General features: G+C 72.0%; 19 protein-coding genes and 2 pseudogenes. 9 read left to right on the top strand and 12 right to left on the bottom strand.

The features are described from left to right. Positions 1–77: 77 nt before the first annotated feature. Positions 78–737, bottom strand: coding sequence for a histidine phosphatase family protein (locus OOK07_RS34650; protein ID WP_266800411.1), 660 nt, complete (start codon positions 735–737; stop codon positions 78–80). Positions 738–1238: 501 nt separating this feature from the next. Here OOK07_RS34650 and OOK07_RS34640 point away from each other — a divergent pair. Further along, positions 1239–1679 carry an SRPBCC family protein gene (locus tag OOK07_RS34640; protein ID WP_266800409.1) on the top strand — a complete coding sequence of 147 codons (441 nt, stop codon included), beginning with the start codon at positions 1239–1241 and terminating at the stop codon, positions 1677–1679. Positions 1680–1928: 249 nt separating this feature from the next. After that, complete coding sequence (locus OOK07_RS34635) at positions 1929–4154, top strand: serine/threonine-protein kinase (RefSeq protein ID WP_266800407.1); 2226 nt, start codon at positions 1929–1931, stop codon at positions 4152–4154. 24 nt (positions 4155–4178) lie between these two features. Here OOK07_RS34635 and OOK07_RS34630 read toward each other — a convergent pair whose 3' ends face one another. The 5 genes from OOK07_RS34630 to OOK07_RS34610 form a co-directional block, all read right to left on the bottom strand. Further along, positions 4179–5330 (bottom strand): XdhC family protein, encoded by a 1152-nt coding sequence (locus tag OOK07_RS34630; RefSeq protein WP_266800406.1) that lies wholly within the window; start codon positions 5328–5330, stop codon positions 4179–4181. A 47-nt stretch (positions 5331–5377) separates the two neighbouring features. Next, entirely contained in the window at positions 5378–6835 is a 1458-nt protein-coding gene (locus tag OOK07_RS34625) for an NCS2 family permease (protein ID WP_266685760.1), read from the bottom strand. Positions 6836–7005: 170 nt separating this feature from the next. Beyond that, positions 7006–9402, bottom strand: a complete 2397-nt coding sequence (locus tag OOK07_RS34620) for a xanthine dehydrogenase family protein molybdopterin-binding subunit (RefSeq protein WP_266800405.1) — start codon at positions 9400–9402, stop codon at positions 7006–7008. A 2-nt stretch (positions 9403–9404) separates the two neighbouring features. Next, complete coding sequence (locus tag OOK07_RS34615) at positions 9405–10016, bottom strand: (2Fe-2S)-binding protein (protein WP_266800404.1); 612 nt, start codon at positions 10014–10016, stop codon at positions 9405–9407. After that, the gene (locus OOK07_RS34610; RefSeq protein ID WP_266685758.1) at positions 10016–10915 is read right to left on the bottom strand and encodes an FAD binding domain-containing protein; all 900 of its coding nucleotides are present in this window, start codon (positions 10913–10915) and stop codon (positions 10016–10018) included. Before OOK07_RS34610 ends, OOK07_RS34615 begins: the two co-directional genes overlap by 1 nt. A gap of 343 nt (positions 10916–11258) precedes the next feature. On the opposite strand from OOK07_RS34610, the gene OOK07_RS34605 reads away from it, so the two are divergent. The 3 genes from OOK07_RS34605 to OOK07_RS34595 all read left to right on the top strand — a co-directional run bounded on the left by OOK07_RS34605 (position 11259) and on the right by OOK07_RS34595 (position 14552). Next, positions 11259–12932, top strand: coding sequence for a PucR family transcriptional regulator (locus tag OOK07_RS34605; protein WP_266685757.1), 1674 nt, complete (start codon positions 11259–11261; stop codon positions 12930–12932). Between the two features lie 230 nt (positions 12933–13162). After that, a complete protein-coding gene (locus OOK07_RS34600) occupies positions 13163–13945 on the top strand; it encodes a hypothetical protein (RefSeq protein ID WP_266685755.1) in 783 nt (260 codons plus the stop codon). A gap of 103 nt (positions 13946–14048) precedes the next feature. Next, a complete protein-coding gene (locus OOK07_RS34595; RefSeq protein ID WP_266685754.1) occupies positions 14049–14552 on the top strand; it encodes a DUF2231 domain-containing protein in 504 nt (167 codons plus the stop codon). Between the two features lie 124 nt (positions 14553–14676). Here the strand turns inward: OOK07_RS34595 and OOK07_RS34590 are convergent, their stop codons facing one another. Beyond that, a complete protein-coding gene (locus tag OOK07_RS34590) occupies positions 14677–15474 on the bottom strand; it encodes a GntR family transcriptional regulator (protein ID WP_266685753.1) in 798 nt (265 codons plus the stop codon). A gap of 1394 nt (positions 15475–16868) precedes the next feature. On the opposite strand from OOK07_RS34590, the gene OOK07_RS34585 reads away from it, so the two are divergent. Further along, positions 16869–17912, top strand: coding sequence for a DUF2637 domain-containing protein (locus OOK07_RS34585; RefSeq protein WP_266685752.1), 1044 nt, complete (start codon positions 16869–16871; stop codon positions 17910–17912). A gap of 60 nt (positions 17913–17972) precedes the next feature. On the opposite strand, the gene OOK07_RS34580 is transcribed toward OOK07_RS34585, so the two are convergent. Continuing rightward, a complete protein-coding gene (locus OOK07_RS34580) occupies positions 17973–18425 on the bottom strand; it encodes an ATP-binding protein (protein WP_266685751.1) in 453 nt (150 codons plus the stop codon). Positions 18426–18796: 371 nt separating this feature from the next. Between OOK07_RS34580 and OOK07_RS34575 the strand changes: the two are divergent. Then, a pseudogene (locus OOK07_RS34575) lies at positions 18797–19290 on the top strand (glycoside hydrolase family 38 N-terminal domain-containing protein); the annotation flags it as partial. Between the two features lie 238 nt (positions 19291–19528). Next, positions 19529–19630 (top strand): glycosyl hydrolase-related protein, encoded by a 102-nt coding sequence (locus OOK07_RS34570; RefSeq protein ID WP_266800401.1) that lies wholly within the window; start codon positions 19529–19531, stop codon positions 19628–19630. A gap of 85 nt (positions 19631–19715) precedes the next feature. On the opposite strand, the gene OOK07_RS34565 is transcribed toward OOK07_RS34570, so the two are convergent. Both OOK07_RS34565 and OOK07_RS34560 read right to left on the bottom strand, forming a co-directional pair. Beyond that, positions 19716–20177, bottom strand: coding sequence for a hypothetical protein (locus OOK07_RS34565; RefSeq protein ID WP_266685750.1), 462 nt, complete (start codon positions 20175–20177; stop codon positions 19716–19718). Between the two features lie 103 nt (positions 20178–20280). Then, positions 20281–20892: a hypothetical protein gene (locus tag OOK07_RS34560; RefSeq protein ID WP_266800399.1), complete on the bottom strand. Its 612-nt coding sequence runs from the start codon at positions 20890–20892 to the stop codon at positions 20281–20283. A gap of 189 nt (positions 20893–21081) precedes the next feature. Here OOK07_RS34560 and OOK07_RS34555 point away from each other — a divergent pair, with 189 nt between their 5' ends. After that, on the top strand, positions 21082–22425 hold the full coding sequence (locus OOK07_RS34555; protein WP_266800397.1) for a helix-turn-helix domain-containing protein: 1344 nt from the start codon (positions 21082–21084) through the stop codon (positions 22423–22425). Here the strand turns inward: OOK07_RS34555 and OOK07_RS34550 are convergent. Next, positions 22425–22671, bottom strand: a pseudogene (locus tag OOK07_RS34550) (ubiquinone-dependent pyruvate dehydrogenase); the annotation flags it as partial. The gene OOK07_RS34555 and the pseudogene OOK07_RS34550 sit on opposite strands and share 1 nt — an antisense overlap. 49 nt (positions 22672–22720) lie before the next feature. Further along, positions 22721–24211, bottom strand: coding sequence for a protein phosphatase 2C domain-containing protein (locus OOK07_RS34545; RefSeq protein ID WP_266800396.1), 1491 nt, complete (start codon positions 24209–24211; stop codon positions 22721–22723). Between the last annotated feature and the right edge of the window lie 116 nt (positions 24212–24327).

Genomic DNA, 24327 nt, shown 5'->3' with positions numbered 1-24327 from the left:
AACCGCGACGGCGGGGGCGCCGCCCGGGCCGGCCGCGCTCGCGGCCACGTGAGCCGGTGGGGGAGGCCGGCAGATGCTCAGCGGTAGGTGAGCAGTCGGCGCCGGTCGCCGGCGAAGTGGGCGTGGTCGTTGAAGCTGAGCAGGCTGGTCCCGGAGCCTCCCACGACGAGGGTGGTGACGGAGGCGTTGACTGCGACGCGGTTGAGGGCGACCACCGAGGCGGGCGGCAGGGAGAGCAGGGAGCCGCAGAGCGCGGCCAGGACGCCGCCCGAGGTGACGACGACCGCGTCGCGGCCCTTGCCGAGAGCTTCGGACAACGCGCCGAGCGCCGCGGTCGCGCCGCTCGCGAACGCCGGCCAGCCGACAGGGCCCGTCTCGCCCGTGTCCTCGATCCACATCCCGAGGGCACGGTCGAGGACCTCCTGCACGGCGCGGGAGTCAGCTCGGCCGTCCGGCCGGGGGTGCGGGTAGCGGGACATCAGGGCGATGTGGTCGTACTCGTTCCAGCGCGGGTCCTCGATCGAGGGCTTCTCGAAACCGGCTGATTCCGCCAGGAGCCGGGCGGTGTCGCGCTGGCGGGTGAGGGTGCCGGAGGCGAGCAGCGGGTCACGCAGGCCGCGGCGGGCCAGCTCCGCGCCGACGGCGCCGGCCTGTTCGCGGCCGAGGTCCGACAGGGCGTCGTAGTCCTCCGCACCGAAGGAGGCCTGGCCGTGGCGGACGAGGCACATGAGCGGCATACGGTGGTTCCTGCTTCCCGGCTTCTCGGCTTCTCGGCTTCCCGGCGATCGATGCGGCGGGTCGCCGTACGGCGACACCGATCAAGGTATGCGAGGCCTGGCCGGAGAAGGACGCCGGGACCCATCACAGGTACGAGACGCCGGGCACCTTGAGGACCTCCGCGTTCCTCGGAGTGATCTCCCCGCCGTGATGGCCGAGGCGCGGTAGTTCGTGCCGCCGTCGTCCGCGAGGTGGACCCGGTAGTGCCGCGTTCCCGCGGCGCCCTCGCGCCGGACGTCCACCGCGCAAGCGATCACCACGCCGTAGGCCTTGAGCGGCATGGCGACCAACTCCCCCCGGGGGCAAGTGAGTTGCCTACCCGTGGGAGGAATGGCAGAAGACAGTGGCAAATCTGCACTGCCGTCCCGTCTACGCCTTCTCACGCGCGCACGGCTGGGCCAAGCGCGTGACGCGCGGGCGAAGAGCCCGCTGAGCAGCCCGGATTGCTTACGATCCGTTACGTGGTCAACTTCCTCCTCGAACGCACGGCACCGCTTCCCCTCCACGAGGCGTGGCGCCGCCTCACGGAGTGGCCCCGCCATGGGGACGTGGTCCCGCTGACCCGCGTCACGGTGGTCACGCCCCCGCCGACGCACGTGGGCACGGTCGTCGTGGCGCGCTCGGGGCTGGGGCCGCTCGCCTTCGACGACCGTATGGAGGTCACGGTGTGGCGGCCGCCGACAGAGACCGAGGCGGGCCTGTGCCGGCTGGAGAAGCGGGGGCGGGTGGTGCGGGGCTGGGCCGAGATCGAGGTGCGGCCCGGGCCCGGCGGGCGAAGCCGGGTGGTCTGGCGGGAGGAGCTGGGGGTGCGGCTGCTGCCGGGAGTTTTCGACCCGCTCCTCGCCGGCGCGGCGCGGTCCGTGTTCGGGCGGGCGGCGAACCGCCTCCTCAGGATGCCGTGACGTCCCCCGGACGGGAACTCAACATCGCGGACACCGCGCCCGGACCTGCCGAACGGGCTGCGCTGTTTCGTGCTGCGCCGCCGCACGCCCGGCCGAAGCTCGCGGCCGGTTGGCCGGTTGGCCGGTTGGCCGGTCCGCGTCGGAAGGGCCGGAGTGACGGCCTAGTCTGATGGGCTGATGGGCCGAACAGTCCGTAACGGTCCGTCCGGGCAAGGAAATCGGGAAACGGGACGGGAAAGGTGCCGGCGCATGTCGCTGAGCCAGGGGGAAGCCGGGTCCATAGGCGGCTACACGCTGATCGACCGGCTCGGCAGCGGCGGAATGGGCGTCGTCCATCTGGCGCTCTCGGCGTCGGGGCGGCAGGTCGCCATCAAGGTCGTCCATGCCCAGTACGCGCTGGACGAGGAGTTCCGGGCCCGTTTCCGGCAGGAGGTCGCGGCGGCACGGCGGGTGAGCGGTGCGTTCACCGCGCCCGTGGTGGACGCCGATCCGGGCGCCGAACAGCCGTGGATGGCGACGCTGTACGTGCCCGGCCGCACACTCTCCGACATCGTTGCCAAGGAAGGCCCGTTGACCGGGCGCGCGCTGCGCACGCTGGCGCTGGGCCTGGTGGAGGCGCTGCGGGACATCCACCGGGCGGGTGTGGTGCACCGGGACCTGAAGCCGAGCAACGTCCTGATGGCCGAGGACGGCCCGCGTGTCATCGACTTCGGCATCTCGCGCGCAGCCGACAACGAGGACCTCACGGTCACCGGCCGGCTGATCGGCACCCCGCCCTTCATGTCGCCGGAGCAGTTCGCCGCGCCGCGTGACGTCACCGCCGCCTCGGATGTGTTCTCGCTGGGCTCGGTGCTGGTGTACGCGGCCACCGGGAACCGTCCTTTCGACGGCGGCAGCCCGTACCTGACGGGCTATCAGGTAATGCACGAGCAGCCGCATCTGGACGGCGTCGCGGAGCCGCTGCGCACCATCGCCGAGAGGTGCCTGGCCAAGGATCCGGCCGACCGGCCCCAACTGGCCGAACTGCACGGCGTGTTGCAGCAGCTGCCGATCGGGGCCACGCCCGACCTGCCGGACTTGGGGAGCGGCCCCACGGTGCTGGAATTCGCGCGCTCGCCCTCGGTGCCGGGAACCGCCGAACCCCGCGACGGCACGACCTTCGGGGCCGGTGCAACGGCCGCCGGGGGCGCGCGTCGCCGGCGGCGGGTTCTCCTGGCCCTCGGCACGGCGGTGGCCGTCACCGCGATCGGCCTCACGGCGGCACACGTCGTGTCGGGCGGCACGGCGGCCGACGGCCGGGCAGCGGCCGGCGCCTCGGCGAGCGGGGCCGCCACTCCCGCCGCGGGACTGCCGGCCGGCTGGAGACCCTGGCGGGCGGGCCTGGCCACCGGGAAGAAGGGCGATCCCCTCGACTACGAGGAGTCCGGCTGCGTGCCGGGCGACTCCACCGCCGTGTACTGCGCCGGCACCGGCTTCACCGTGACCAGACTCGACGCCGCGTCCGGTCGCGTCGACTGGCGCCGGGGCACCAGCCCGGAGACCTCGCTGCCCGTCGGCGTCCGGGACGGGCGCGTCTACACCTACCGCAAGCCGGACTCGACCGCGACGTACATCACCCGGCGCCTGGTCGCCCTGGACGCGAAGACCGGCACCGAGCTCTGGGCCCGCCCGGTCAGCGAGGACGAACCGGCCGTCCTGTTCAGCCGGGGCGTCGTCGCGATGGACGAGAACAAGACCGCGTTCGTCGCCTACGACAGTTCGGGCCGGCGCCTGTGGACGGCACCGGCGAAGTCGTCGGCCGGGGACGCCTGCGCGGTGACCGCGCTGAACGGCGCGCCGTACGGCCTGTGCACGCCCGCGGACGATCCCGGCAAGGACGGCGTCGGCCTGCTGCGGCTCGACCCGGCCGACGGCACGGCCCACGAGGTCGCCACGCTGCCCACGGGTGCCCGGCCGATGGGCGTCGTCGACGACCAACTGCTGTTCCTGATCCCCAAGTTGGAGGAGAGCCAGTTCGCCGCCAACGGTACGGACCAGCCGTACAAAGCCTTGGAGCGGGTGGATCCGCGCACCGGAGCCGTCAAGCGCGTCCCGCTGCCGGGCACACCGCGCGGCACGGTCACCCTGCTCGACGGCGTCCTGTACTTCGACCGTCCGGGCGGAACGGTCACCGCCGTACGAGGTACGGACGGCAAGCAGCTGTGGCAGCGGGCGACCGAGATCGAGAACCTGTCGGCGCCCGTCCGGTCGAAGAAGTTCGACACGTTGTACTTCGCCAACCGGTACGGCCGTCTGCTGGCCCTGAACCCCGCCACCGGCGCGGTCCGCTGGCACACGGCCGCGATCAGGGATCCCGGAGAGTCGGCGGAGCAGACCACGCCGTACGTGCTGCAGGTCAAGGACGCGATCGTGGCCGTCGCGGGCGACACGGCCTTCTCCGTACGACCGGACCGGCCGGCCGTGACGGCGAAGTGACCGCACGGGCCCGGGCCCGTGCGGTCAGGCCACCGACCCGATCCGGCCGGCCGGCCTTGACGTCGCGTCGTGGTGGATCGGCGTGTGCGCACCGGTGAGTGCGATCCCGCTGCCGCCGCGGCGGTTGGCGACGATCTCCGAGGCGATCGACAGGGCCGTCTCCTCCGGTGTACGAGCGCCGAGGTCCAGCCCGATCGGGGAGCGCAGGCGTGCCAGCTCCAGGTCGGTGACGCCGACTTCACGCAGGCGTTCGTTGCGGTCCAGGTGGGTGCGGCGGGAGCCCATCGCGCCGACGTAGGCGACGGGCAGGCGCAGGGCCAGCTGCAGCAGCGGCACGTCGAACTTGGCGTCGTGGGTGAGCACGCACAGGACGGTGCGGGCGTCCACGGTCGTCCGCTCCAGGTACGTGTGGGGCCACTCGACGACGATCTCGTCGGCCTCCGGGAAGCGCGTCCTGGTCGCGAAGACGGGACGGGCGTCGCACACGGTCACGTGGTAGTTGAGGAACTTGCCGATGCGCACCAGTGCCGACGCGAAGTCGATCGCGCCGAACACGATCATGCGGGGCGGGGGCACGGACGATTCCACCAGGACCGTGAGCGGTGCACCGCAGCGTGAGCCCTGTTCGCCGATCTCGACGGTGCCGGTGCGTCCGGCGTCCAGGAAGGCGCCCGCCTCCGCCGCCACCGTGCGGTCCAGTTCCGGGTGGGCTCCGAAGCCGCCCTCGCGGGAGCCGTCGGGGCGGACCACGAGCGCCCGGCCCAGGAGTTCGGCCGGGCCGGCCACGATCCGCGCCACCGCAGCCGCCTCGGCGCGAGCGGCGGCGGCCAGTGCGGACGCGACGGCCGGACGGGCCAGGCCGGCGGCCCGTACCGGCGTGACGAGGATGTCGATGATGCCCCCGCAGGTCAGGCCGACGGCGAAGGCGTCCTCGTCGCTGTACCCGAAGCGCTCCAGGACGGTTTCGCCGTCCTCGAGCGCCTGGCGGCACAGGTCGTACACCGCGCCCTCCACACAGCCTCCGGAGACCGAGCCGATCGCCGTGCCGTCGGCGTCCACCGCGAGGGCGGCGCCGGGCCGGCGAGGGGCGCTGCCGCCGATGGCCACCACGGTGGCCACGGCGAAGTCACGTCCCTGCTCGACCCACCGGTTCAGCTCCTCGGCGATGTCCAGCATCTCGGTCTCCTTAACAGCGTGTGTGCGGAGGGCGGTTGGGCGTGCGGTCAGTGCACGCCCATCCAACTCTCGATCGGGTTGAGGGCGAAGTAGATCAGGAAGACCAGCGTCAGGCCCCACATGAAGGCGCCGATCTCCCGCGCCTTGCTCTGGGCGATCTTGATGGCGACGTAGGAGACGACTCCGGCCGCGACGCCCGCCGTGATGGAGTACGTGAACGGCATGATCACGACGGTCAGGAAGACCGGGATCGCGGTGGCACGGTCGGCCCAGTCCACATGACGGGCGTTCATCATCATCATGGCGCCGATCACCACCAGGGCCGCGGCCGCGACCTCGCCGGGGACGATCGCCGTCAGCGGGGTGAAGAACAGACAGGCCGCGAAGAACAGGCCGGTGATGACGGAGGAGAGGCCCGTGCGGGCTCCCTCGCCGACGCCCGTCGCGGACTCGACGAACACGGTCTGCCCGGAGGCGCCCGCGACGCCGCCGATCGCACCGCCCGCGCCGTCGATGAACAGCGCCTTGGACAGGCCCGGCATCCGGCCCTGCTCGTCGGCCAGCCTGGCCTCGGTGCCGACGCCGATGATGGTGGCCATGGCGTCGAAGAAACCGGCGAGAACGAGCGTGAACACGATCATGCCGACCGTCATCGCGCCGACGCCGCCCCAGCCGCCGAACTCCACTTTTCCGAAGATCGAGAAGTCCGGCATGGAGACCGCGCTGCCGTGCAGTTCGGGGGCGCCGCTCGCCCACTGCCTGGGGTCGATGACGCCAAGTGCGTTGAGAACCACGGCGAGTACGGTGCCGCCGACGATGCCGATCAGGATCGCACCGGGGACGCCTCGCGCCTGGAGCATGAAGATCGCGAGGAGGGTGGCCGCGAAGAGCAGCACCGGCCAGCCCGCGAGTTCACCGGCCGGGCCGAGGGTGACCGGGGTCGCCTTGCCCTGGTGCACGAAGCCCGCCTTCACCAGGCCGATCAGGGCGATGAACAGGCCGATGCCCATGGTGATCGCGTGCTTGAGCGCGAGCGGGATCGCGTTCATGATCATTTCGCGGAGGCCGGTGACGACCAGCAGCATGATGACGACGCCGTACATCACGCACATGCCCATGGCCTGCGGCCAGGTCATCTGCGGGGCGACCTGCGAGGACAGGACGCCGGAGACGGAGAGGCCGGCGGCGAGCGCCAGCGGCACCTTGCCTACGAAACCCATCAGCAGCGTGGTGAAGGCCGCCGCGAACGCGGTCGCGGTGATGAGGGCCTTCTGGCTGAGCATGTCCCCGGCCGCGTCCTTGCCGGACAGGATCAGGGGGTTGAGCAGGAGGATGTATGCCATCGCCATGAAGGTGGTGACACCGCCGCGCACCTCGCGGGCGACGGAGGATCCTCGCTTGGATATGTGAAAGTACCGGTCGAGCCAGGACCTGCCGGCCGGGATACGGGTTCCTTCACCCGCATCGTCGGCGGTGGTACTTGGCTCCAGTGACTGCTGGGTCATGTGGGCCTACTCCCAAGGTTCACAGGGGCACCCGCGCCTGCATTCGGCGATATGCGGGATTTGGGAAGGTGCTGTGGCCGCACGACCCGGGGGACGGCCCGAGGCGAACGATCTGAAGTACTCCGGGCGGCGCGGAGTGTGTGACGTTCCGTGCGCCGCCCGGAGGTCTGTCACACGGTGCCGGTGAGGTGTTCCGGACGTACCGGTGTGCGGTTGAGCTCCAGCCCGGTCGCGTTCCGGATCGCCGCGAGGACGGCCGGTGTCGAGGACAGGGTGGGTGCCTCGCCGATGCCGCGCAGCCCGTACGGTGCGTGGTCGTCGGCGAGTTCGAGCACATCGACGGGGATGGTCGGCGTGTCGAGGATCGTGGGGATCAGGTAGTCCGTGAAGGACGGGTTTTTGACCTTCGCCGTCTTCGGGTCGACGATGATCTCCTCCATCACCGCGACGCCCAGGCCCTGGGTCGTACCGCCCTGGATCTGGCCGATGACGGACAGCGGGTTGAGCGCCTTGCCGACGTCCTGGGCGCAGGCCAGCTCGACGACCTTCACCAGGCCCAGCTCGGTGTCGACCTCTACGACGGCGCGGTGCGCGGCGAAGGAGTACTGCACATGGCCGTTGCCCTGGCCGGTGCGCAGGTCGAAGGCCTCGGTGGGGCGGTGGCGCCACTCGGCCTCGACCTCGACCGCCTCGCCTTCGAGCACGTCCACCAGGTCGGCGAGGACCTCGCCGCCGTCGGTGACGACCTTGCCGCCCTCCAGGAGCAGCTCGGCGGTGGCCCAGGCGGGGTGGTAGGTGCCGAACTTGCGGCGCCCGAGCTCCAGGACCTTCTCCCGGACCAGCTCGCAGGAATTCTTGACGGCGCCGCCGGTGACGTACGTCTGGCGGGAGGCCGAGGTGGAGCCGGCCGAGCCGACCTGCGTGTCCGCCGGGTGGATCGTCACCTGCGCGACGCCCAGCTCGGTGCGGGCGATCTGCGCGTGGACGGTGACGCCGCCCTGGCCGACCTCCGCCATGGCCGTGTGGACGGTCGCGACGGGCTCGCCGCCCACGACCTCCATCCGGACCTTGGCGGTGGAGTAGTCGTCGAAGCCCTCGGAGAAGCCGACGTTCTTGATGCCGACCGCGTAGCCGATGCCCCGGACGACGCCTTCGCCGTGCGTGGTGTTGGACAGACCGCCGGGCAGCTGCCGTACGTCCGCGCCCTCGCTGCTCTCCCACTGGCGCTCCGGCGGCAGCGGCATCGCCTGCACGCGGCGCAGGAGTTCGGCGACCGGGGCCGGGGAGTCGACGGGCTGGCCGGTCGGCAGGAGCGTGCCCTGCTCCATCGCGTTGAGCTGCCGGAACGCGACCCGGTCCATGCCCACCTCGTCGGCGAGCTTGTCCATCTGGGCCTCGTAGGCGAAGCACGCCTGGACCGCGCCGAAGCCGCGCATGGCGCCGCAGGGCGGGTTGTTGGTGTAGAGCGCGATGGCCTCGATGTCGACGTCGTCGACCACGTACGGGCCCACGCTCAGTGAGGAGGCGTTGCCGACGACCGCCGGGGAGGCCGACGCGTAGGCCCCGCCGTCCAGGACGATCCGCGCCTTCATGTGCGTGAGCTTGCCGTCCTTGGTGGCGCCGTGCTCGTAGGAGAGCTTCGCGGGGTGGCGGTGGACGTGCCCGAAGAAGGACTCGAAACGGTTGTAGACGATCTTCACGGGCTTGCCGGTGCGCAGGGCGAGCAGGCAGGCGTGGATCTGCATCGACAGGTCCTCGCGGCCGCCGAACGCGCCGCCGACGCCGGACAGCGTCATCCGCACCTTGTCCTCGGGCAGGCCCAGGACCGGGGCGATCTGGCGCAGGTCGGAGTGCAGCCACTGGGTGGCGATGTAGAGGTCGACACCGCCGTCCTCGGCGGGTACCGCGAGACCGGACTCGGGGCCGAGGAAGGCCTGGTCCTGCATCCCGAAGGTGTACTCGCCCTTCACCACGAAGTCGGCCTTCTTGGCGGCCTCTTCGGCGTTGCCGCGCACGATCGGCTGGCGGTGGACGATGTTCGGGTGCGGGACGTGCCCGCTGTGGTGGTCGTCGCGGCCCTCGTGGATGAGGATCGCGTCGGGCGCGGTCGCCGAGGCCTCGTCGGTGACGACCGGGAGTTCGCGGTAGTCGACCTTGATCTTGGCGGCGGCGCGGCGCGCGGTCTCCGGGTGGTCGGCGGCGACGATGGCGACCGGCTCGCCGTGGTGGCGTACCTTGCCGTGCGCGAGGACGGGTGTGTCCTGGATCTCCAGGCCGTAGTTCTTCACCTCGGTCGGCAGGTCGTCGTACGTCATGACGGCGTAGACGCCCGGGGTCTTCAGCGCCTCGCTGGTGTCGATGGACACGATCTCCGCGTGGGCGACGGTCGATCTGAGGATCTGGCCCCAGAGCATGTCCTCGTGCCACATGTCCGACGAGTACGCGAACTCGCCGGTGACCTTGAGGGTGCCGTCCGGGCGGAGCGTGGACTCGCCGATGCCGCCCTTGGTCTTGGAACCCTGGGTGACCTTGGTGGGAGTCCCGAGGGGAGCGCCGTTGGTAGGCATCGTCAGACCGCCTCTCCCTGCCTGGCGGCCGCCAGGCGGACCGCGTCCATGATCTTCTCGTAGCCCGTGCAGCGGCACAGGTTGCCCGACAGGGCCTCGCGGATGTCCCCGTCGGTCGGGTTCGGGTTGCGCTCGAGCATCTCGTCGGCGGCCACCAGCAGACCCGGCGTGCAGAAGCCGCACTGGACGGCGCCGGCGTCGATGAACGCCTGCTGGACGGGGGACAGTTCGGTGCCTTCGCCGGTCTGCGAGTCCTGCCCCTCGGCCGCCCTCCCCCAGGCTTCGCCCGGGGGGACCCCCAGATGGGCTTCCTGGAGGGAGGTGCCGCAGGTGCCGGAGGCGCAACCGCCGTGCTCCGCGCGCTGCTTGGCGAACTCCGCGAGCCCCTCGACGGTGATGACCTCACGGCCCTCGACCTGACCGGCCGCGACCAGGCACGAACACACCGGCACGCCATCCAGGCGGACCGTGCAGGAACCGCACTCGCCCTGCTCGCAGGCGTTCTTGGAACCGGGCAGACCGAGGCGCTCACGCAGCACGTACAGCAGGGACTCGCCCTCCCACACGTCGTCGGCTTCCTGCGGACGTCCGTTGACAGTGAAGTTGACGCGCATCAGGCGGCACTCCCCTTCTGGTCGGTACGGCCGTCAGTGCCGCGATATGACTCCCAGGTCCAGGTCAGCGTGCGGCGTGCCATGACGCCGACCGCGTGGCGCCGGTAGCTCGCGGTACCCCGGACGTCGTCGATCGGGTTGCAGGCGCCGGAGCACAACTGGGCGAACTGCTTGGCGACCGACGGGGTGATGATCTTTCGGTTGTCCCAGAAGCCGCCCTCTTCGAGCGCCGCGGCCAGGAACTCCTCCGCCGCCTTCGCCCGGACCGGGGTGGGTGCCGCCGAGCCGATGCCGGTGCGGACCGTGCGGGTCTCGGGGTGCAGGGCGAGACCGAAGGCGCACACGGCGATGACCATGGCGTTGCGGGTGCCGACCTTCGAGTACTGCTGCGGGCCGTCGGCCTTCTTGATGTGCACACCCCTGATGAGCTCGTCGGCGGCGAGCGCGTTGCGCTTCACGCCGGTGTAGAACTCGTCGATGGGGATACGGCGGCTGCCGCGCACCGACTCGGCCTCGACCTCGGCGCCCGCCGCGAGGAGCGCGGGGTGGGCGTCGCCGGCCGGGGAGGCGGTGCCGAGGTTGCCGCCGACGCCGCCGCGGTTGCGGATCTGCGGGGAGGCGACCGTGTGCGAGGCGAGAGCGAGACCCGGCAGCTCGGCGCGCAGGTTCTCCATGATCTTCGAGTACGGGACGGAGGCACCCAGCCACACGCTGTCCTCGCCGACCTCCCACTCGTAGAGGTCGCCGATGCGGTTGAGATCGAGCAGGTACTCGGGCCGGCGGTGGTCGAAGTTGATCTCGACCATCACATCGGTGCCGCCCGCAATGGGCACAGCGGTGGGGTGCTCAGCCTTGGCGGCGAGCGCCTCCTCCCAGCTGGCGGGGCGAAGGAAGTCCATGACCGGCTCTCTTCTTCGTCTCGTGGGTCGTACGGATCGAGCCAGATCGTGTGCGGCGGGCCCGGCTCGTTCATGTGCTGTTTACGCGGATTGGAGCCAGTACACAGCGCCGTGCTCCACCGGGGTCAGTCACGGAAACCATGAAGGAGTTGGCTGGCCAGGGCGGGCATCTTGTAGATTCGTATGAACGGAGGTCATCAGCAATCTCCCTGTCTTCCTGTAGAAACGCAGGAAACAGCCCGGCAGTCGAAGAATGCGGCTCCCGCACCCTGCGCCGGGCACCTCCCGGCGTCCACCCTCACGATTCATCGTAGATTTCGAGACAAAGATCGGCGGCGACGAGATGCGGCTGCGCGCACTGCTGGACACCGACGCGCTGGGCCTGCGGCTGCTCGGCGGCGAGGACGAGCTGGACCGCACCGTGCGCGGGGTGATGACCACCGACCTCCGCGATCCCAGCCGCTATCTGTCGGGCGGGGAACTGGTCCTCACGGGCCTCGCCTGGCGCCGGGACGCCGACGACTCGGAGCCGTTCGTACGGCTTCTGGCGCAGGCCGGGGTGGCCGCACTGGCCGCCGGTGAGGCGGAGCTGGGGGACATCCCGGACGACCTGGTGACGGCCTGCGTCCGGCACCGGCTGCCGCTGTTCGCGGTGCACGAGTCGGTGGCGTTCGCGACGATCACCGAGCATGTCGTCCGGCAGGTCAGCGGCGAGCGCGCGGGCGACCTCGCGGCGGTCGTCGACCGGCACCGCCGGATGATGACCTCGGGCCCGGCGGGCGGTGGCCCGGACGTGGTCCTCGACCTGCTCGGCTCCGATCTGGACCTGCGGGCCTGGGTGCTCTCCCCCACCGGGCGGATGATCGCGGGCACGAAGGTCGCCGGGCCCGGGCTGCCCGCCGAGGCCTGCGCCGAGCTGGCCGCCGAGCACCTCGCCGCCGTCCGCACGGGCCGCCGCGGACCGCACCGGGTGACGCTCGGCCCGAGCACGTACAGCCTCTTCCCGATCCGCAGCAGCGGCCGCGCCGCGCAGGCCTCCCGGGATGTGCGCGAGACGGTGCTGTCCGACTGGCTGCTCGCCGTGGATGCGGACGCCGGGGACTGGCCCGCGGAGCGGCTCGACCTGCTCCAGGGCGTCACCCAGCTGATCTCTGTCGAGCGGGACCGCCGGGACGCGGCGCGCACGGTGCGCAGGCGACTGGCGCAGGAGGTCCTGGAACTGGTGCAGACGGGCGCGGCGCCCGCCGAGATCGCCGCCCGGCTGCGGGTGGCCGCGCCGGTGCTGCTGCCAGGTCTGGGGGCCGCCCCGCACTGGCAGGTGGTCGTCGCCCGCGTCGCGTGGGAGGGCGCCGGGATCGAGGGCGGTCCGGTCGCCCAGTCGCTGCTGGAGGAGATCCTCGTCGACCCGCTCGCCACGGGTCCCGAGCCCTCCGACCGTATCGCCGTGGCCCACACGGGTGACGAGGCCATCGCGCTCGTACCGCTGCCGGCCGTCTCCGCCGAGCACGACGGCTCGGAGTCCGGGATCCTCGCCGACGCGCTGCTGGAGTCCGTACGGGACCCGCTGTCGGCCGGGCTGGACGACGACGGGCAGCTCACGCTCGGCGTCAGCGCGGCCGTGCACTCGGCGGAGGGGCTGCGCGGGGCGCTGGAGGAGGCCCGGCACGCGCGGCGGGTGGCGGCGGCCCGGCCTGGGCGGGTGTGTGCGGCGGGGCACCAGGAGCTGGCCTCGCACGTGCTGCTGCTGCCGTTCGTACCGGACGACGTGCGGCGGGCGTTCACGGCGCGGCTGCTGGATCCGCTGCGCGACTACGACCGCCGGCACCGCGCCGAGCTCATTCCGACGCTGGAGGCGTTCCTCGACTGCGACGGTTCCTGGACGCGCTGCGCGACCCGGCTGCACCTGCACGTCAACACGTTGCGCTATCGGGTCGGGCGGATCGAGCAGTTGACGAGCCGTGACCTCTCGCGCCTGGAGGACAAGCTGGATTTCTTCCTGGCATTGCGCATGAGCTGAGGTCATCCGGGGACGGAACAGAAGTGGCACCAAGTGCCGTCGCCGTCCCACGACTTTGTGAAATCCTTCACCTACCCCCTTGGCCGGGCGCCGCGATTCGTGCTGAGATGCCGCCACCACTCAACAGCTCGATGGCGTGCTGGGCCTGTTCTCCGGACCGGGTCGGCGGCAGGGCACGGTGCCTTGCGACGCCGGGCTGATCCGAAGGACAGGACCTTGGGGAGGGCAACGTGGCGCATACCGCCATGTCTGGTACCGGAACGACCGCAGGTGACGATCCCCTCCAGACCGCGGTATGGCGGCTGCGCTCGCGCGCCTGCTGGGCCGACGCGGCGGCGCTGCTGGAACCGGTCTCCGCCGATTACGCACTGCAGCGGGCAGCGCTGCTGGTGGAGCGGTGTCTGTACACCGAGCAGGGGTGGGAGGAGGCCGAGGACGCGCTGCGTACGGCGGAGGCCCTCGCGCACACCGATGACGAGCGGGGGGCGGCCGCTTGTGAACGGGGGCAGCTTGCGTACGCGGCGACACTGCACTCGGTGCGCGACCGGGCCGACGAGGCGCGGGCCGCGCTGGGGCGGGCGGCGGCGCTGATCGCGCCGGGGGCGGCGGGGCGGCCGGTGCTGGACTTCCGGCGGGGGCTGATCGCGGAGAACCTCGCGCGTTCGCCGCAGGCCGCCCGGGCGGCGTACCGGAGGGCGCACGCCGGGGCCACGGCGCACTCCGATCCGCTGCTGTTGTCGTTCACCTGGCGGCATCTCGCCGGACTCGCCCTGCGGGAGGGGGAGCTGGCGGAGGCGCGGCACGGATTCGCCGAATCGCTGCGGATCCGGGAGGAGTTGGGCTACCTGGTGGGGACGGCACCGGCGCTCGCTTCGCTGGCCGACGCGGAGGCGGAGCCGGAGGCGTCGCGGCTGCGGGAGGAGGCCCGGCGGCTGTTCCGGCTGCTGGGGGGTGTACCGACCTGGCTGGCACGGCAGTTGGCACCGCCGGCTGCAGATGCGGCGACGGCCTGAGGGCGCCTCTGGGAGGTGCCCCTGGGGGCGGTGGGGCCACTGAGAGGAAGCTGAGAGGTTCTTGTGCCAGTGTGGCGCGCCCTACTCCTTGGAGAAGTATCCGATGAGCGTCGTCAACGGCCTTCCCGTACATGTCCTCCTGGTCCATTTCGTCGTGGTACTCGTCCCACTGACTGCCCTGGCGTTGGTGGTGGGTGCCCTGTGGCCACCGGCCGCGCGCCGGATGGGCCTGGTCCTGCCGCTGCTCGCGCTGGTCACGCTGGCGAGCGTGCCGCTGACCACGCAGGCGGGCGAGTGGCTGGAGCGGCACGTGAGCGGCAACGCCCTGATCCGGCGGCACGCAGAACTCGGGGACGGACTGCTCCCCTGGGCCCTGGGCCTGTTCGTGCTGGCGGCGGCCGTGTGGTGGACGACCCGCCGCACGCCCGAGCAGCAGGCCGGCGCCCGGTCCGCGTCCGTCGTGCGGATAACGGCCGCGGTGCTATCCGTCGCGGTGGCTGCGGGTGCCGTCGTGGACGTCTACCGCATCGGTGACTCCGGCGCGAAGGCGGCCTGGCAGAACGGTTACTCGAAGACCGCCACCGGATCGGGCGACGGGGACCACTGACACCGGGTGGGGCGCCCGCCGCCTCACCCCTCGAACGGGCCGTGCGGGGGTTCCTGTCTGCGGGAACTCCCGCACGGGCCGCACGCGCACGGACCACACCCCGCCCCGGGCCGCCCCGCGTCCCTCAGGACGCTCCCGCGAAGTGCTCCCCCACCAACGACCGCACCACGTCCAGGTCCCGCGCGATCAGCGCGTCCAGCAGTGCCGTGTGTTCCGCCGCGTCCGCCACCAGGTCGGCGTGCCCCTGGGAGGCCGGGGCGCCGACGAGCGGCCACTGGGCGCGACGGTGCAGGTCGTCGGCGATCTTGACGAGCTGTTGGTTGCCGGACAGGTCGAAGACCGCGCGGTGGAAGGCCCGGTCGGACTCGGCGTACGCCGCGGGGCAGCCGGAGGTGGCGGCACGGACGGTCGCCTCGGCCAAGGGGCGCAGCCCGGCCCAGCGTTCGGCGGGGACCGTGCGGGCCAGCCGCAGCATCACGGGGATCTCGATCAGCGCGCGGATCTCGGCCAGCTCGGCCAGCTCCCGGGTCCCCCGCTCGATCACCCGGAACCCGCGATTGGGCACGACCTCGACGGCGCCCTCAAGGGCGAGCTGCTGCATCGCCTCCCGGACCGGCGTCGCGGAGACCCCGAACCGCTCTCCCAGCGCCGGCGCCGAGTACACCTCGCCGGGCGTCAGCTCGCTCGTGACCAGGGCGGTGCGCAGCGCGTCGAGTATCTGCCCGCGCACCGAGGCACGCTGGACCGGGCGGGGCTGCGGGATCGGCTGCTCGCTGTGGGTGTGCTCGCCGCGGGTGGCTCCTGAGGCGACGGCCCGCTCGCGCTCCACGTCCTGGACCCTGGGCTGCGGCGGCACCCGCGGCGTCCCTGTGAGAACCTCCGGAATCCCCGTGCCGGCGGAGCCCTGGGCGCTCTGCTTCACGGGTCCTCCCGAGGACGTGTCGGCACTTGGGGTCATTACGGCTGGTTGTTACTCGTCCGTCAAGCACCTTAGGCGCAGTTCCCGACAGTTCAAATCTCACTGACCGCAAATAAGGTTAGGTTTACCTTTAAAGCCGTCATGCACCCCGCAAGCCCGCGCTCGCTCAGCACTCACCGACGCCCATGCCCGTTTGACCGAGGCCTTCCCAGGACCCGCCCTCACGGAGACGGACGCTCACGAGCAGGCAGCCAACCGGCGACGGACGGGGCGGCGCCGCGTCGTCGGCGGAGGGGGCGGGGGCGGGCCGACCTGGAGACGTTCCTCACCTGGGACGACGCACAGGCACAGGGCGACTACGGACCGCCGTGCACAGCGCGCAGTCGAATGTCGTGGCGTGCTCCGGCCTGCACCGGAACGCCCGGCTCGCTTGCCCGCCTGCCTGCCTGCCTGCCTGCCTGCCTGCCGATCACCTTGCCCTGGTCCTGCTCCGCCGCTGGCCCGCTTCGCCGTGACGCACGTCTCCTACGACCGCTCCGTTTCCGGCCCCTCCCTGGGCCGCATGGCCGTACGGCCGGCCGACTTCGCCTGCCTACCCGGCGATCCGGCCGCCGAGCCGCCAGGCGCGGGCGTCGTCGCCGACGAGGAGGCGCTGCGGGCGAAGGCGCGGGCACCGCGGTGGCCGGGCGCCTCGACCCCGTCCTCGCCGGGTTCGGACGGCGTCAGCGGGCGCGGGCTGCGGCGCGGGCGGGCCCTGTGGGGCGTTGGGGACCCCTCCCTCCCGAGCGGAGCCGAGAGCGGGGGAGACAGGCGAGGTCGTGGAGGAACTACGGTCCGGCACGTCACCCATCTGCTGGGCGAGGAGCGGCGGGCGATGCGCGAACTGGAGGCGTCACTGCCGGGCGCCACCAAGCCATACGCCGGGGTCCACGGCCTTCCGGGGGCCGATCGGCCCGGACGGGAGTCGCAGCCGGCCCGGGACCGGGGAGCTGCTGCGGGTTCTCCACGGTGCGCCCCGAGGGCACCTGTGCCCCCTGCCCGCACACCTGCGACGCGGACCCGGTCACCAAGCTGCGGGCCGCCGCCGCGAGTTGAGGGACCCTCAGGCACACCGGCCCTCGACCGTCCCGTAAGATCCTCGCGAAGAGATCACCCGCTCGGTTACAGGCGTTTCACAACTTCCTCACTTGCCGCAGGAACTTTCCGTGGAACCACCCGCACGGGTAGTCTTATTCGAACTCAACTCCCGCCCCTCACGCGGCAGTTCGAGCAGAACGTCGCCCTGGGCATTCCCTTGCACTTCCTTGGCGGCCTCTTGCCCCGAAACCCCCTGAGGGCCGGTGGGATTGGGCCACTATGGCGGGCGTTACGCCCTATCCCAATGCAAGGGACCCCAGATGAGACTGACCGACATATCGCTGAACTGGTTGCTTCCGGGCGCCGTACTGCTCCTGGGCATGCTGGCGGCGGTTGCGGTGCTCGCGCGCAGCAAGCGGTCCAGCGGGGAGCACGCGAAGGACGACACGTGGGAGCGCAGCGAGGAGCGCCGTAGGCGCAAGGAGGCCGTATACGGCACCGCCTCCTATGTTCTGCTGTTCTGCTGTGCGGCGGTAGCCGCCGCCCTCTCCTTCCACGGCCTGGTCGGCTTCGGCGAGCAGAACCTCGGCCTCACCAACGGCTGGGAATACCTGGTGCCCTTCGGCCTGGACGGTGCGGCCATGTTCTGCTCCGTGCTCGCGGTGCGCGAGGCCAGCCACGGTGACGCGGCCCTCGGTTCGCGGATACTGGTGTGGACGTTCGCGGGTGCCGCGGCCTGGTTCAACTGGGTGCACGCGCCCAGGGGCCTCGGCCACGACGGCGCGCCGCAGTTCTTCTCCGGCATGTCCCTGTCCGCGGCCGTCCTGTTCGACCGCGCGCTGAAGCAGACCCGCCGGGCCGCGCTGCGCGAGCAGGGTCTGGTGCCGCGTCCGCTGCCGCAGATCCGTATCGTCCGCTGGCTGCGGGCTCCTCGCGAGACCTACAAGGCCTGGTCGCTGATGCTGCTGGAGAACGTGCGCAGCCTGGACGAGGCGGTCGACGAGGTCCGCGAGGACAAGCGGCAGAAGGAAGCGAACCGGCTGCGTCGGCGCGAGCACGACCGCCTGGAGCGCGCTCAGCTCAAGGCCATCAGCCGGGGCCACCGCGGGTTCACCGGCCGAGGCGGCGGACGCCAGGTGGAGCCCCAGGCCCTGGAGCGGGCTTCCGCCCCGGTCTCAGCGGAGCCTGCCATATCGACCTCGGAACCGCTGCCCGTACGCTCTCGCCCGTCCCTGCAGCCCGTCCGCAAGGGCGGTTCTGACCCGGTCACCGTGGACCTCACCGCGGAGGACGACACCATGGCCCTGCCGCGCCTCGACTCCCTTGAGCGCAAGCTCAAGGACCTCGAGCAGCAGTTCGGCTAGATACGGCCGTCATGGGAAGGGGGCGTGGTCTTCGGACCACGCCCCCTTCCCGTTGTCCGCTCACGCCGCTTCGGCGTCGAGTTCGAACCAGACGACCTTTCCCACTCCGTGCGCCCGAACCCCCCACGCGTCCGCGAGGGACTGCACCAGGAGCAGGCCCCTGCCGTGCGTGCCGTCGTTGTTGTTCGACGCCCTCAGCCTGGGCCTGCGGGCCACGAAGTCCCTTACCTCCACCCGGAGTCCGCGGGGTCCGACGGTGGCCGTCAGCACCGCGTCGTGGTCGGTGTGGATGATTGCGTTGGTGACGAGTTCGCTGGTGAGCAGCTCCGCTATCTCCGACCGGCCTGGCCTGCCCCACTGCCTGAGCAGCTCGCGCAGTGCCCTGCGTGCCTCGGGCACCGACTTGAGGTCCGCCCGTCCGAGTCTCTTCCGTAGCTGGGACGGCTGCACGTGGTCCTTGCCGCCGTCGGCCCTGTCCTGCGCCGCTTTCGCCGAGAAGGTCCCTATCGCCATGGGACCGCCCCCTCGCGCCTGCCTCTTCATGTCCCCCGCCCGCGTGCCGATGTCGGTCCCCTCCTTGTCGAACACGTTCACGGGATCCATGCCCCACGGGACACGCGCCAGTCATGTCTCATCGTCAACGACCAGGTGTTCGGCCACGGATGCGGGCGTTCTGGCCGGGTAGAGGGACCCTTCGCAGAGACGTGCCAGAGCCGTCCGCACACCGAGGGAGCCGCCGTGCACGACGACCGGACGCCGGCGGAGGCGCGCCCGGAGCGCGCCATGGACATTTCGCACGGCCCGCCCATCCCAGTACGCGGAGCGTGTGCCCACGGGTTGTGCCCGTGTGGCGTGTGCCCGGCCAACCGGTGCCGGCGGACCAGGCGCACCAGGGCTCGGCGAGCGCCCACCGGATCCCCGCGACCTGGCACGCTCACATCGACTCGGCCTGGCTGTGGCCGCTGCGCGAGACGGTCCGCAAGGCCTCGCGCATCTCGCCGACGTCACGGCGCTCGCCGCCGGCTGCCCCGGGCTGGTGTTGTCCTGTTCACAGGCCCAGCGGTAGGCCCGGGTGAAGGGGCACCAGCCGCACACCTGGCAGCGGATCAAGAAGGCGGGGTGGGGCGGCAGTTGGGCACGCGTTCGGCTCGATGTGGGTGGAGTCCTGGAGTCCGACCCCAACATGCCCGGCGGTGAGGGGCCTGCCCGGCAGATCGTGCGCGGAAAGCGGTTCCTCGCCGAAGGACTTGGCGTGGAGACGGAGGAGATCTGGCTGCTGGACTTCTTCGGCAACACCGCCGACTTCCCGCAGCTCGCGAAACTGGCCGGAATCCGCTGGTTCCTCACCCAGAAACTCAGCTGGAAGCAGTCCGGCAGGACGCTGCCGCGCGCCCCGCACAGCCGGACCCGGAGACGGACCTGGGCACGCGCCGCTTCACCTGCGCGCTGCTGCCGGGCTCGGATGTCGGGGGCGCGGTCGCCGAGGGGCTCGCGCTGAACCTGACGCTGCGGTTGGCCGGAGCGCCGGTCGTCCGGCTTCTGGTCCGCGTAGGCCACCCCGCCGTGACCGTCGAGCCCGTCAAGCCGGCGGAGGACCGCAGCGGGGACGTGATGGTGTGCGGCTCTACGAGCCCCGGGGCGGGCGGGCGCGGGCCACGCTGGTTCCCGGCTTCCCGGTGGGCCGCGTCGAGGTGACGGACCTGCTGGAACGGCCGTAGCACAAAAGCGACTTGGGCTTCGAGCTGCGGCCGTTCCAGATCCTCACGGTGCGGCTGCGGCCGGCGTAGCGGCCGCTCGCCTGCCCTACTTCCCGCCGATGCCCTTCTCCCCGATGTGGAAGATCTCGCGGGTGTCGCGGGTGATGTCGACGACGACCTTGGTGCTGCTGTTCTTGCTCCAGGTGAGGGTGACCACGGCCTCCGTGTACTTCTTCGTGCTGCCGTTGTCGGTGACCTTCCAGGCGAGCGGGACGTTCTGCGCGCGCAGGACGCCGTCCGCGTGCTCCCTCTCCTCCCAGGCCTTCAGCTCCTTCTGGAAGCCGGCGGAGAGGTAGTGACTGCGCAGCGCCTCACCGAGGTTGCCGCTGTCCTCGTCGGTCACCGCGTCGATGTAGGCGCCGTAGAAGTCGGCGATGCGGGTGACGTTGTCGGACGGCGTGCCACTGACGCTGCGCGGTGCGCCGGCGGAGGCCTGGGCGGTGGCGCCGAGGCCGAGGGCGACGGCGAGGACGCCGGCGGTCAGGACGGTGCGGGTCTTGCTGTTCATGGTGTTTCCCCGTTTTCGTGTAGTGCCGGGTTCGGTCGGTGAAGGGGCCGCCCGCCCGACCCCCGTGCGGGAGGGCGGCCCCGGTCGTGCTGTGGTGGTGCGGTCAGCGGAGCTTGTTCACGGCCGTGGTGGTCGTCTTCTTGAAGGCCTTCACCGGGGCGTCGGCGAAACCGCCCATCTGGCCCCAGTCGACGACGGTGACCGTGCGCCCGTCCCGGCCGGCCGACAGCAGGCGGATGTCGCTCGCGCCCCAGGAGGTCCCGGTGTGCAGGCCGTAGACGTGGGCGCCCTCCTCGACGGAGAGCTTTCCGTAGTCCTTCACCGTGGCGTCGGTCTCCGGGTCGGCTCCCTCGATCCGCTCCGGGCAGGACCTGACGTCCTTGTCCAGCGCCGAGATCAGCCGGGCGGCGGCACGGGTGTCGGGCAGCACGACGGTGATCTGGCGGGCGCCCGTGTCGAGGTCGGTCCGGAAGTCGCGGTGCCAGGCCCACTCGTGTCCGGGCAGCGCTCGCAGGCAGGTGTCCTGGTCCGTGGCCTCCGGTACGCCCACGGTGACCTTGTCCGCCGTCCAGGACGAGGAGGGGTGCGGCGGCAGGTCGGCCGCCGCGAGGAAGCCGGGCGCCTTCGGTGCCGCGGCCGCCGGTCCGGCGAGTCCTACGGCCAGACCCGTGGCGGCGAGTGCGACGAGCGCGCCTGCTCTGGTGCGCTTGGGCATGGATGTCCCCCGTGGATGAGTGCATGGGTGTCGGTTGTCGCAGCGACGGCGGATGGTCGGTCCGGCCCTGGTCGGTGCGACACCAAGAGCATCGGCCGTCACAGGAGCCCGGCGCAACGCCCAACGCCCGTTCGGCGACGGTGGAACCATCCCAGCCCATCTGACGTGCAGGTATATGGAGTGCCTGGGATGCGGGAATTACGTGAGGACGGGAGAACGGTGTCGACTCGGGACGACGTCGAACAGTTCGCGGCGCTGCTGCGCCGGCTGAAGGACCGCACGGACCGGAGCTACGGCTCCCTGGCCCGGCGCGTCAACATGAACACCTCGACCCTGCACCGCTACTGCGCGGGTGACGCCGTACCGCAGGACTTCGCGCCCGTGGAGCGGCTCGCTGCCTTCTGCGAGGCGACGCCGGAGGAACGGCTCGAACTGCACCGGCTGTGGCTGCTCGCGGTGGCGGCACGGCAGCGGGTGCGTACGGCGGCCGCGCCTGGCGAGGAGCCGGTGGAGGGGGCGCCCGCTCCCGTCGAGGAGGCCGTCGTGCCGGAGGTCGTGGAAGGGCCCCGGTCCTCCCGCGCCGCCCGCCCCTGGTACCGCCGCCGACGGGTCGTGGCGTCCACCGCCGTCACCTGTGCGCTGCTCGCCACCCTCGGCGGTCTGTCCGCGCTGTCGACGGACCACTCCTCGGACACGGCCACCCCGCGCTCCTCGTCCGGCCCGGGGACGACCGCTCCCCCATCACCCCGCAGCTCGTCGAAGACGAAGCCGTCCGCGAGCTCCTCCGCCGGCACGGCCGGCGGCTCGCCCGCACCCGGCACGAAGAACAAGGCCGCCGGCTCGTCCGCCCCGAGCAACGACCCCACCGGCGCCGGGAAGCCGGCCGCCGGCCTGCCCCTCACATGGACCACCGACTCTCAGATCTGGGACGGGGGCTGCGCACACGACTACGTCATCGGCAAGGAACCGGACCAGGTGCCCCCGCCGCCGGTGCCGCAGGACGCCGCGGCGTGGGCGGCGACGCAGGGGGCGGTGCACGGGCGGCAGACGATGGTGCAGATCTCAGTGCAGGGAAAGTCGTCCACGGCCGTGGTCCTGGAAGCCCTTCGGGTCCGCGTCGTCAGCCGCGGCACCCCGCTCAAGGGCACCACGTACGACATGGCGCAGGGCTGCGGCGGCGGCCTCGGCCCGCGCTACTTCGACGTGAACCTCGACATCAACCGCCCCATCGCCCGCGCGGTCTCCGGCGCCGACGACAGAGGGAACCCCGCCCCCGCCGTGAAGTTCCCCTACCGCGTCTCCGCCCAGGACCCGGAGGTGCTGCTGGCCACCGCGACGACCGAGACGTACGACTGCGCGTGGTACCTGGAACTCGACTGGTCCTCCCAGGGCCGCACCGGCACGGTCCGCATCGACGACCACGGTCGTCCGTTCCGCACCAGCAGCATCAAGGGCCTGCCGCGCTTCTGGTACGGCACGAACGGCCACGGCGTGCGCCAGTGGGTGCCGGCCGAGGAACCGGACGGCTCGTAGGGCCGAGACACGTTACCGATGCTGGTACGGGCCATCGGCAGCACCCGGCCCACCCCACCGTCCAGCGCGATCTTGGAGACGGACAGGGCGAAGCCGGTCACCATCTCTCGTCGCTGATCTTCGGCGGGATGGAAAGGGCGTCGGGGTCGGTGACGATCTCGACGGGGGCCGGGCCCTGTGCTTGACGGCGTCCTTCAGGGCACCGGCGAGGTCCTTGGACTTCTCGACGCTCACCCCATGGGCGCCGCAGGTCTCCGTGGATCCCTCTGGGTCCATGCGTTCGCAGCGGGCGCCCTCACGCCTCCCAAACGGCGGCAGCCGTACGGTCGTCCGCGTACCCCTTGACCCGGACCTGGGTGTCCGCGAGGAACGCGGCCAGGCCCGGCGGGGTGGGTCCGGACCACCGGGTCGTCAGATACCGGCACAGGTCGGGTTCGCCGCGCAACGGCTCGGCGAGGCCGCCGCTGCACATCAGGAGCGTGTCGCCCGTGCGAGCCACGGAGGCCCGGAACCGGAAGGGTTCGCGGGGCGGCTCGGGGGCGGGGTCGTACGGGCTGGGAGGTGTCGTGATGCCCAGGTCCATGGTGAGACGGTCGCCCTCGGGCGTCTCGGCGGGCAGCGAGCCGAAGCCGACGACGGGGTCGCCGGCGGCGTCGGTGACGCGCGGCTCGATGTCCTGCCAGTCGCCGTCGCGGAGCCGGAACAGCCCGCCGGTGCCGACGCCGAAGAAGACGCGGGTACGGCACTCCGGGTCGGCGGGCAGGAGCAGACAGCGCAGCGTGGCGGAGTACTCCTCCGGGTCGATGCCCTGCTCGGCGGCGCTGGCGCGGAGCTTGCCGAGGCTGCGGTCGGTGAGGCGGTGCAGGCCTGACTTGAGGTCGCCGCGCCTGGCCGCCCTTATGTCCTCGGCGAGCCGGGCATGACTGCGGCCGACGGCCCGGCCGATCCAGTGACAGGCCTCGGCCGCGGCACGGTGCGCGCCGGGGGTGGCCCGGGCGCCGGTGGCCATCGCGACCAGGATCAACGCCTGTTCACCGGTGCCGAAGCGGGCGGTGAGGAGGGAGTCACGACGCGGTTCGCCCCGGTACCGGGCGGAGTCCCCTCGCACGGAGACGGCACGCAGGGTGCAGGCACCGTAGCGGGCGCCGTCGAGCACGGTGTCCGCCACGAGGTCATCGAGGTCGTCCGGATCGGCGGGCGGGAGCGCGGTGGGCTCGGCGTCGTACGTCGGCGGCCCCGAACCGACGTAGTCGACCGACTCCGGGGGGAGGGTGGGGAGGTCGACGTGGGTGGCGGTGCGACGGTCCTGGGGAGCGGGCACGTCCTGGGGAGCGGGTGGGGGGGCGTCAAGCAGGTCGGGGGCCGGGGGCGAGCTAGGGACCGGGGGCTGGAGCCGGTCGGGGGCGGGGACCGCGCCGGGGGCCGGGGGTTGGAGCCGCTCGGGGGCGGAAGCTTGGCCAAGGACTGAGGCTGGGGCTGGGGCTGGGGCTGGGGCTTGGAGCCGGTTCGCACGCTGCCCGGTGAGCCCGGAACCGAACGAGCCCTCTGCCGGTTCGGCGCCGCCGGGGCGCTGCGCGGGGACTCCCGATCCCGCGGCGGCCACCCCCTCGTCCACGGCCTCCGCCCCGGAACCGGCCCCGCCGCCCACCGCTCCCGACACCGACGCGAACCGGTCGTCGAGGGTGTCGGGCGCGGGCGCGGGGCCCGTGTCCTCGGTCGAGTCGTCGTACAGCTGTCCCCACCAGTCGTCCTCGTGACCGGTGGGACTTCCCCCCTGCTGGCTCATGCCCCCAATTGTCCACCGCAAGGGCCGTATGAAAACGGGGCATCAGGAAAATCCGCCACGGCAACGCCGCCCAGGACGGCGCGTCGGGTGAGTCCTCGAACGGCGGTGCGCAGCAA

Origin of the sequence: Streptomyces sp. NBC_00078 (assembly GCF_026343335.1) — a bacterium.
Lineage (GTDB): Bacteria > Actinomycetota > Actinomycetes > Streptomycetales > Streptomycetaceae > Streptomyces.
The sequence above is the reverse complement of the archived record's forward strand: the minus strand, read 5'-3'. Positions and strand labels throughout refer to the sequence as shown.

What these genes read in the sequence shown, in the direction of transcription:
- OOK07_RS34650 (WP_266800411.1), bottom strand. Translation starts at nt 737, where the DNA reads ATGCCGCTCATGTGCCTCGTCCGCCACGGCCAGGCCTCCTTCGGTGCG.
- OOK07_RS34635 (WP_266800407.1), top strand. Translation starts at nt 1,929, where the DNA reads ATGTCGCTGAGCCAGGGGGAAGCCGGGTCCATAGGCGGCTACACGCTG.
- OOK07_RS34630 (WP_266800406.1), bottom strand. Translation starts at nt 5,330, where the DNA reads ATGCTGGACATCGCCGAGGAGCTGAACCGGTGGGTCGAGCAGGGACGT.
- OOK07_RS34625 (WP_266685760.1), bottom strand. Translation starts at nt 6,835, where the DNA reads ATGACCCAGCAGTCACTGGAGCCAAGTACCACCGCCGACGATGCGGGT.
- OOK07_RS34620 (WP_266800405.1), bottom strand. Translation starts at nt 9,402, where the DNA reads ATGCCTACCAACGGCGCTCCCCTCGGGACTCCCACCAAGGTCACCCAG.
- OOK07_RS34615 (WP_266800404.1), bottom strand. Translation starts at nt 10,016, where the DNA reads ATGCGCGTCAACTTCACTGTCAACGGACGTCCGCAGGAAGCCGACGAC.
- OOK07_RS34610 (WP_266685758.1), bottom strand. Translation starts at nt 10,915, where the DNA reads ATGGACTTCCTTCGCCCCGCCAGCTGGGAGGAGGCGCTCGCCGCCAAG.
- OOK07_RS34605 (WP_266685757.1), top strand. Translation starts at nt 11,259, where the DNA reads ATGCGGCTGCGCGCACTGCTGGACACCGACGCGCTGGGCCTGCGGCTG.
- OOK07_RS34595 (WP_266685754.1), top strand. Translation starts at nt 14,049, where the DNA reads ATGAGCGTCGTCAACGGCCTTCCCGTACATGTCCTCCTGGTCCATTTC.
- OOK07_RS34585 (WP_266685752.1), top strand. Translation starts at nt 16,869, where the DNA reads ATGAGACTGACCGACATATCGCTGAACTGGTTGCTTCCGGGCGCCGTA.
- OOK07_RS34580 (WP_266685751.1), bottom strand. Translation starts at nt 18,425, where the DNA reads ATGGCGATAGGGACCTTCTCGGCGAAAGCGGCGCAGGACAGGGCCGAC.
- OOK07_RS34565 (WP_266685750.1), bottom strand. Translation starts at nt 20,177, where the DNA reads ATGAACAGCAAGACCCGCACCGTCCTGACCGCCGGCGTCCTCGCCGTC.
- OOK07_RS34560 (WP_266800399.1), bottom strand. Translation starts at nt 20,892, where the DNA reads ATGCCCAAGCGCACCAGAGCAGGCGCGCTCGTCGCACTCGCCGCCACG.
- OOK07_RS34555 (WP_266800397.1), top strand. Translation starts at nt 21,082, where the DNA reads ATGCGGGAATTACGTGAGGACGGGAGAACGGTGTCGACTCGGGACGAC.
- OOK07_RS34545 (WP_266800396.1), bottom strand. Translation starts at nt 24,211, where the DNA reads ATGAGCCAGCAGGGGGGAAGTCCCACCGGTCACGAGGACGACTGGTGG.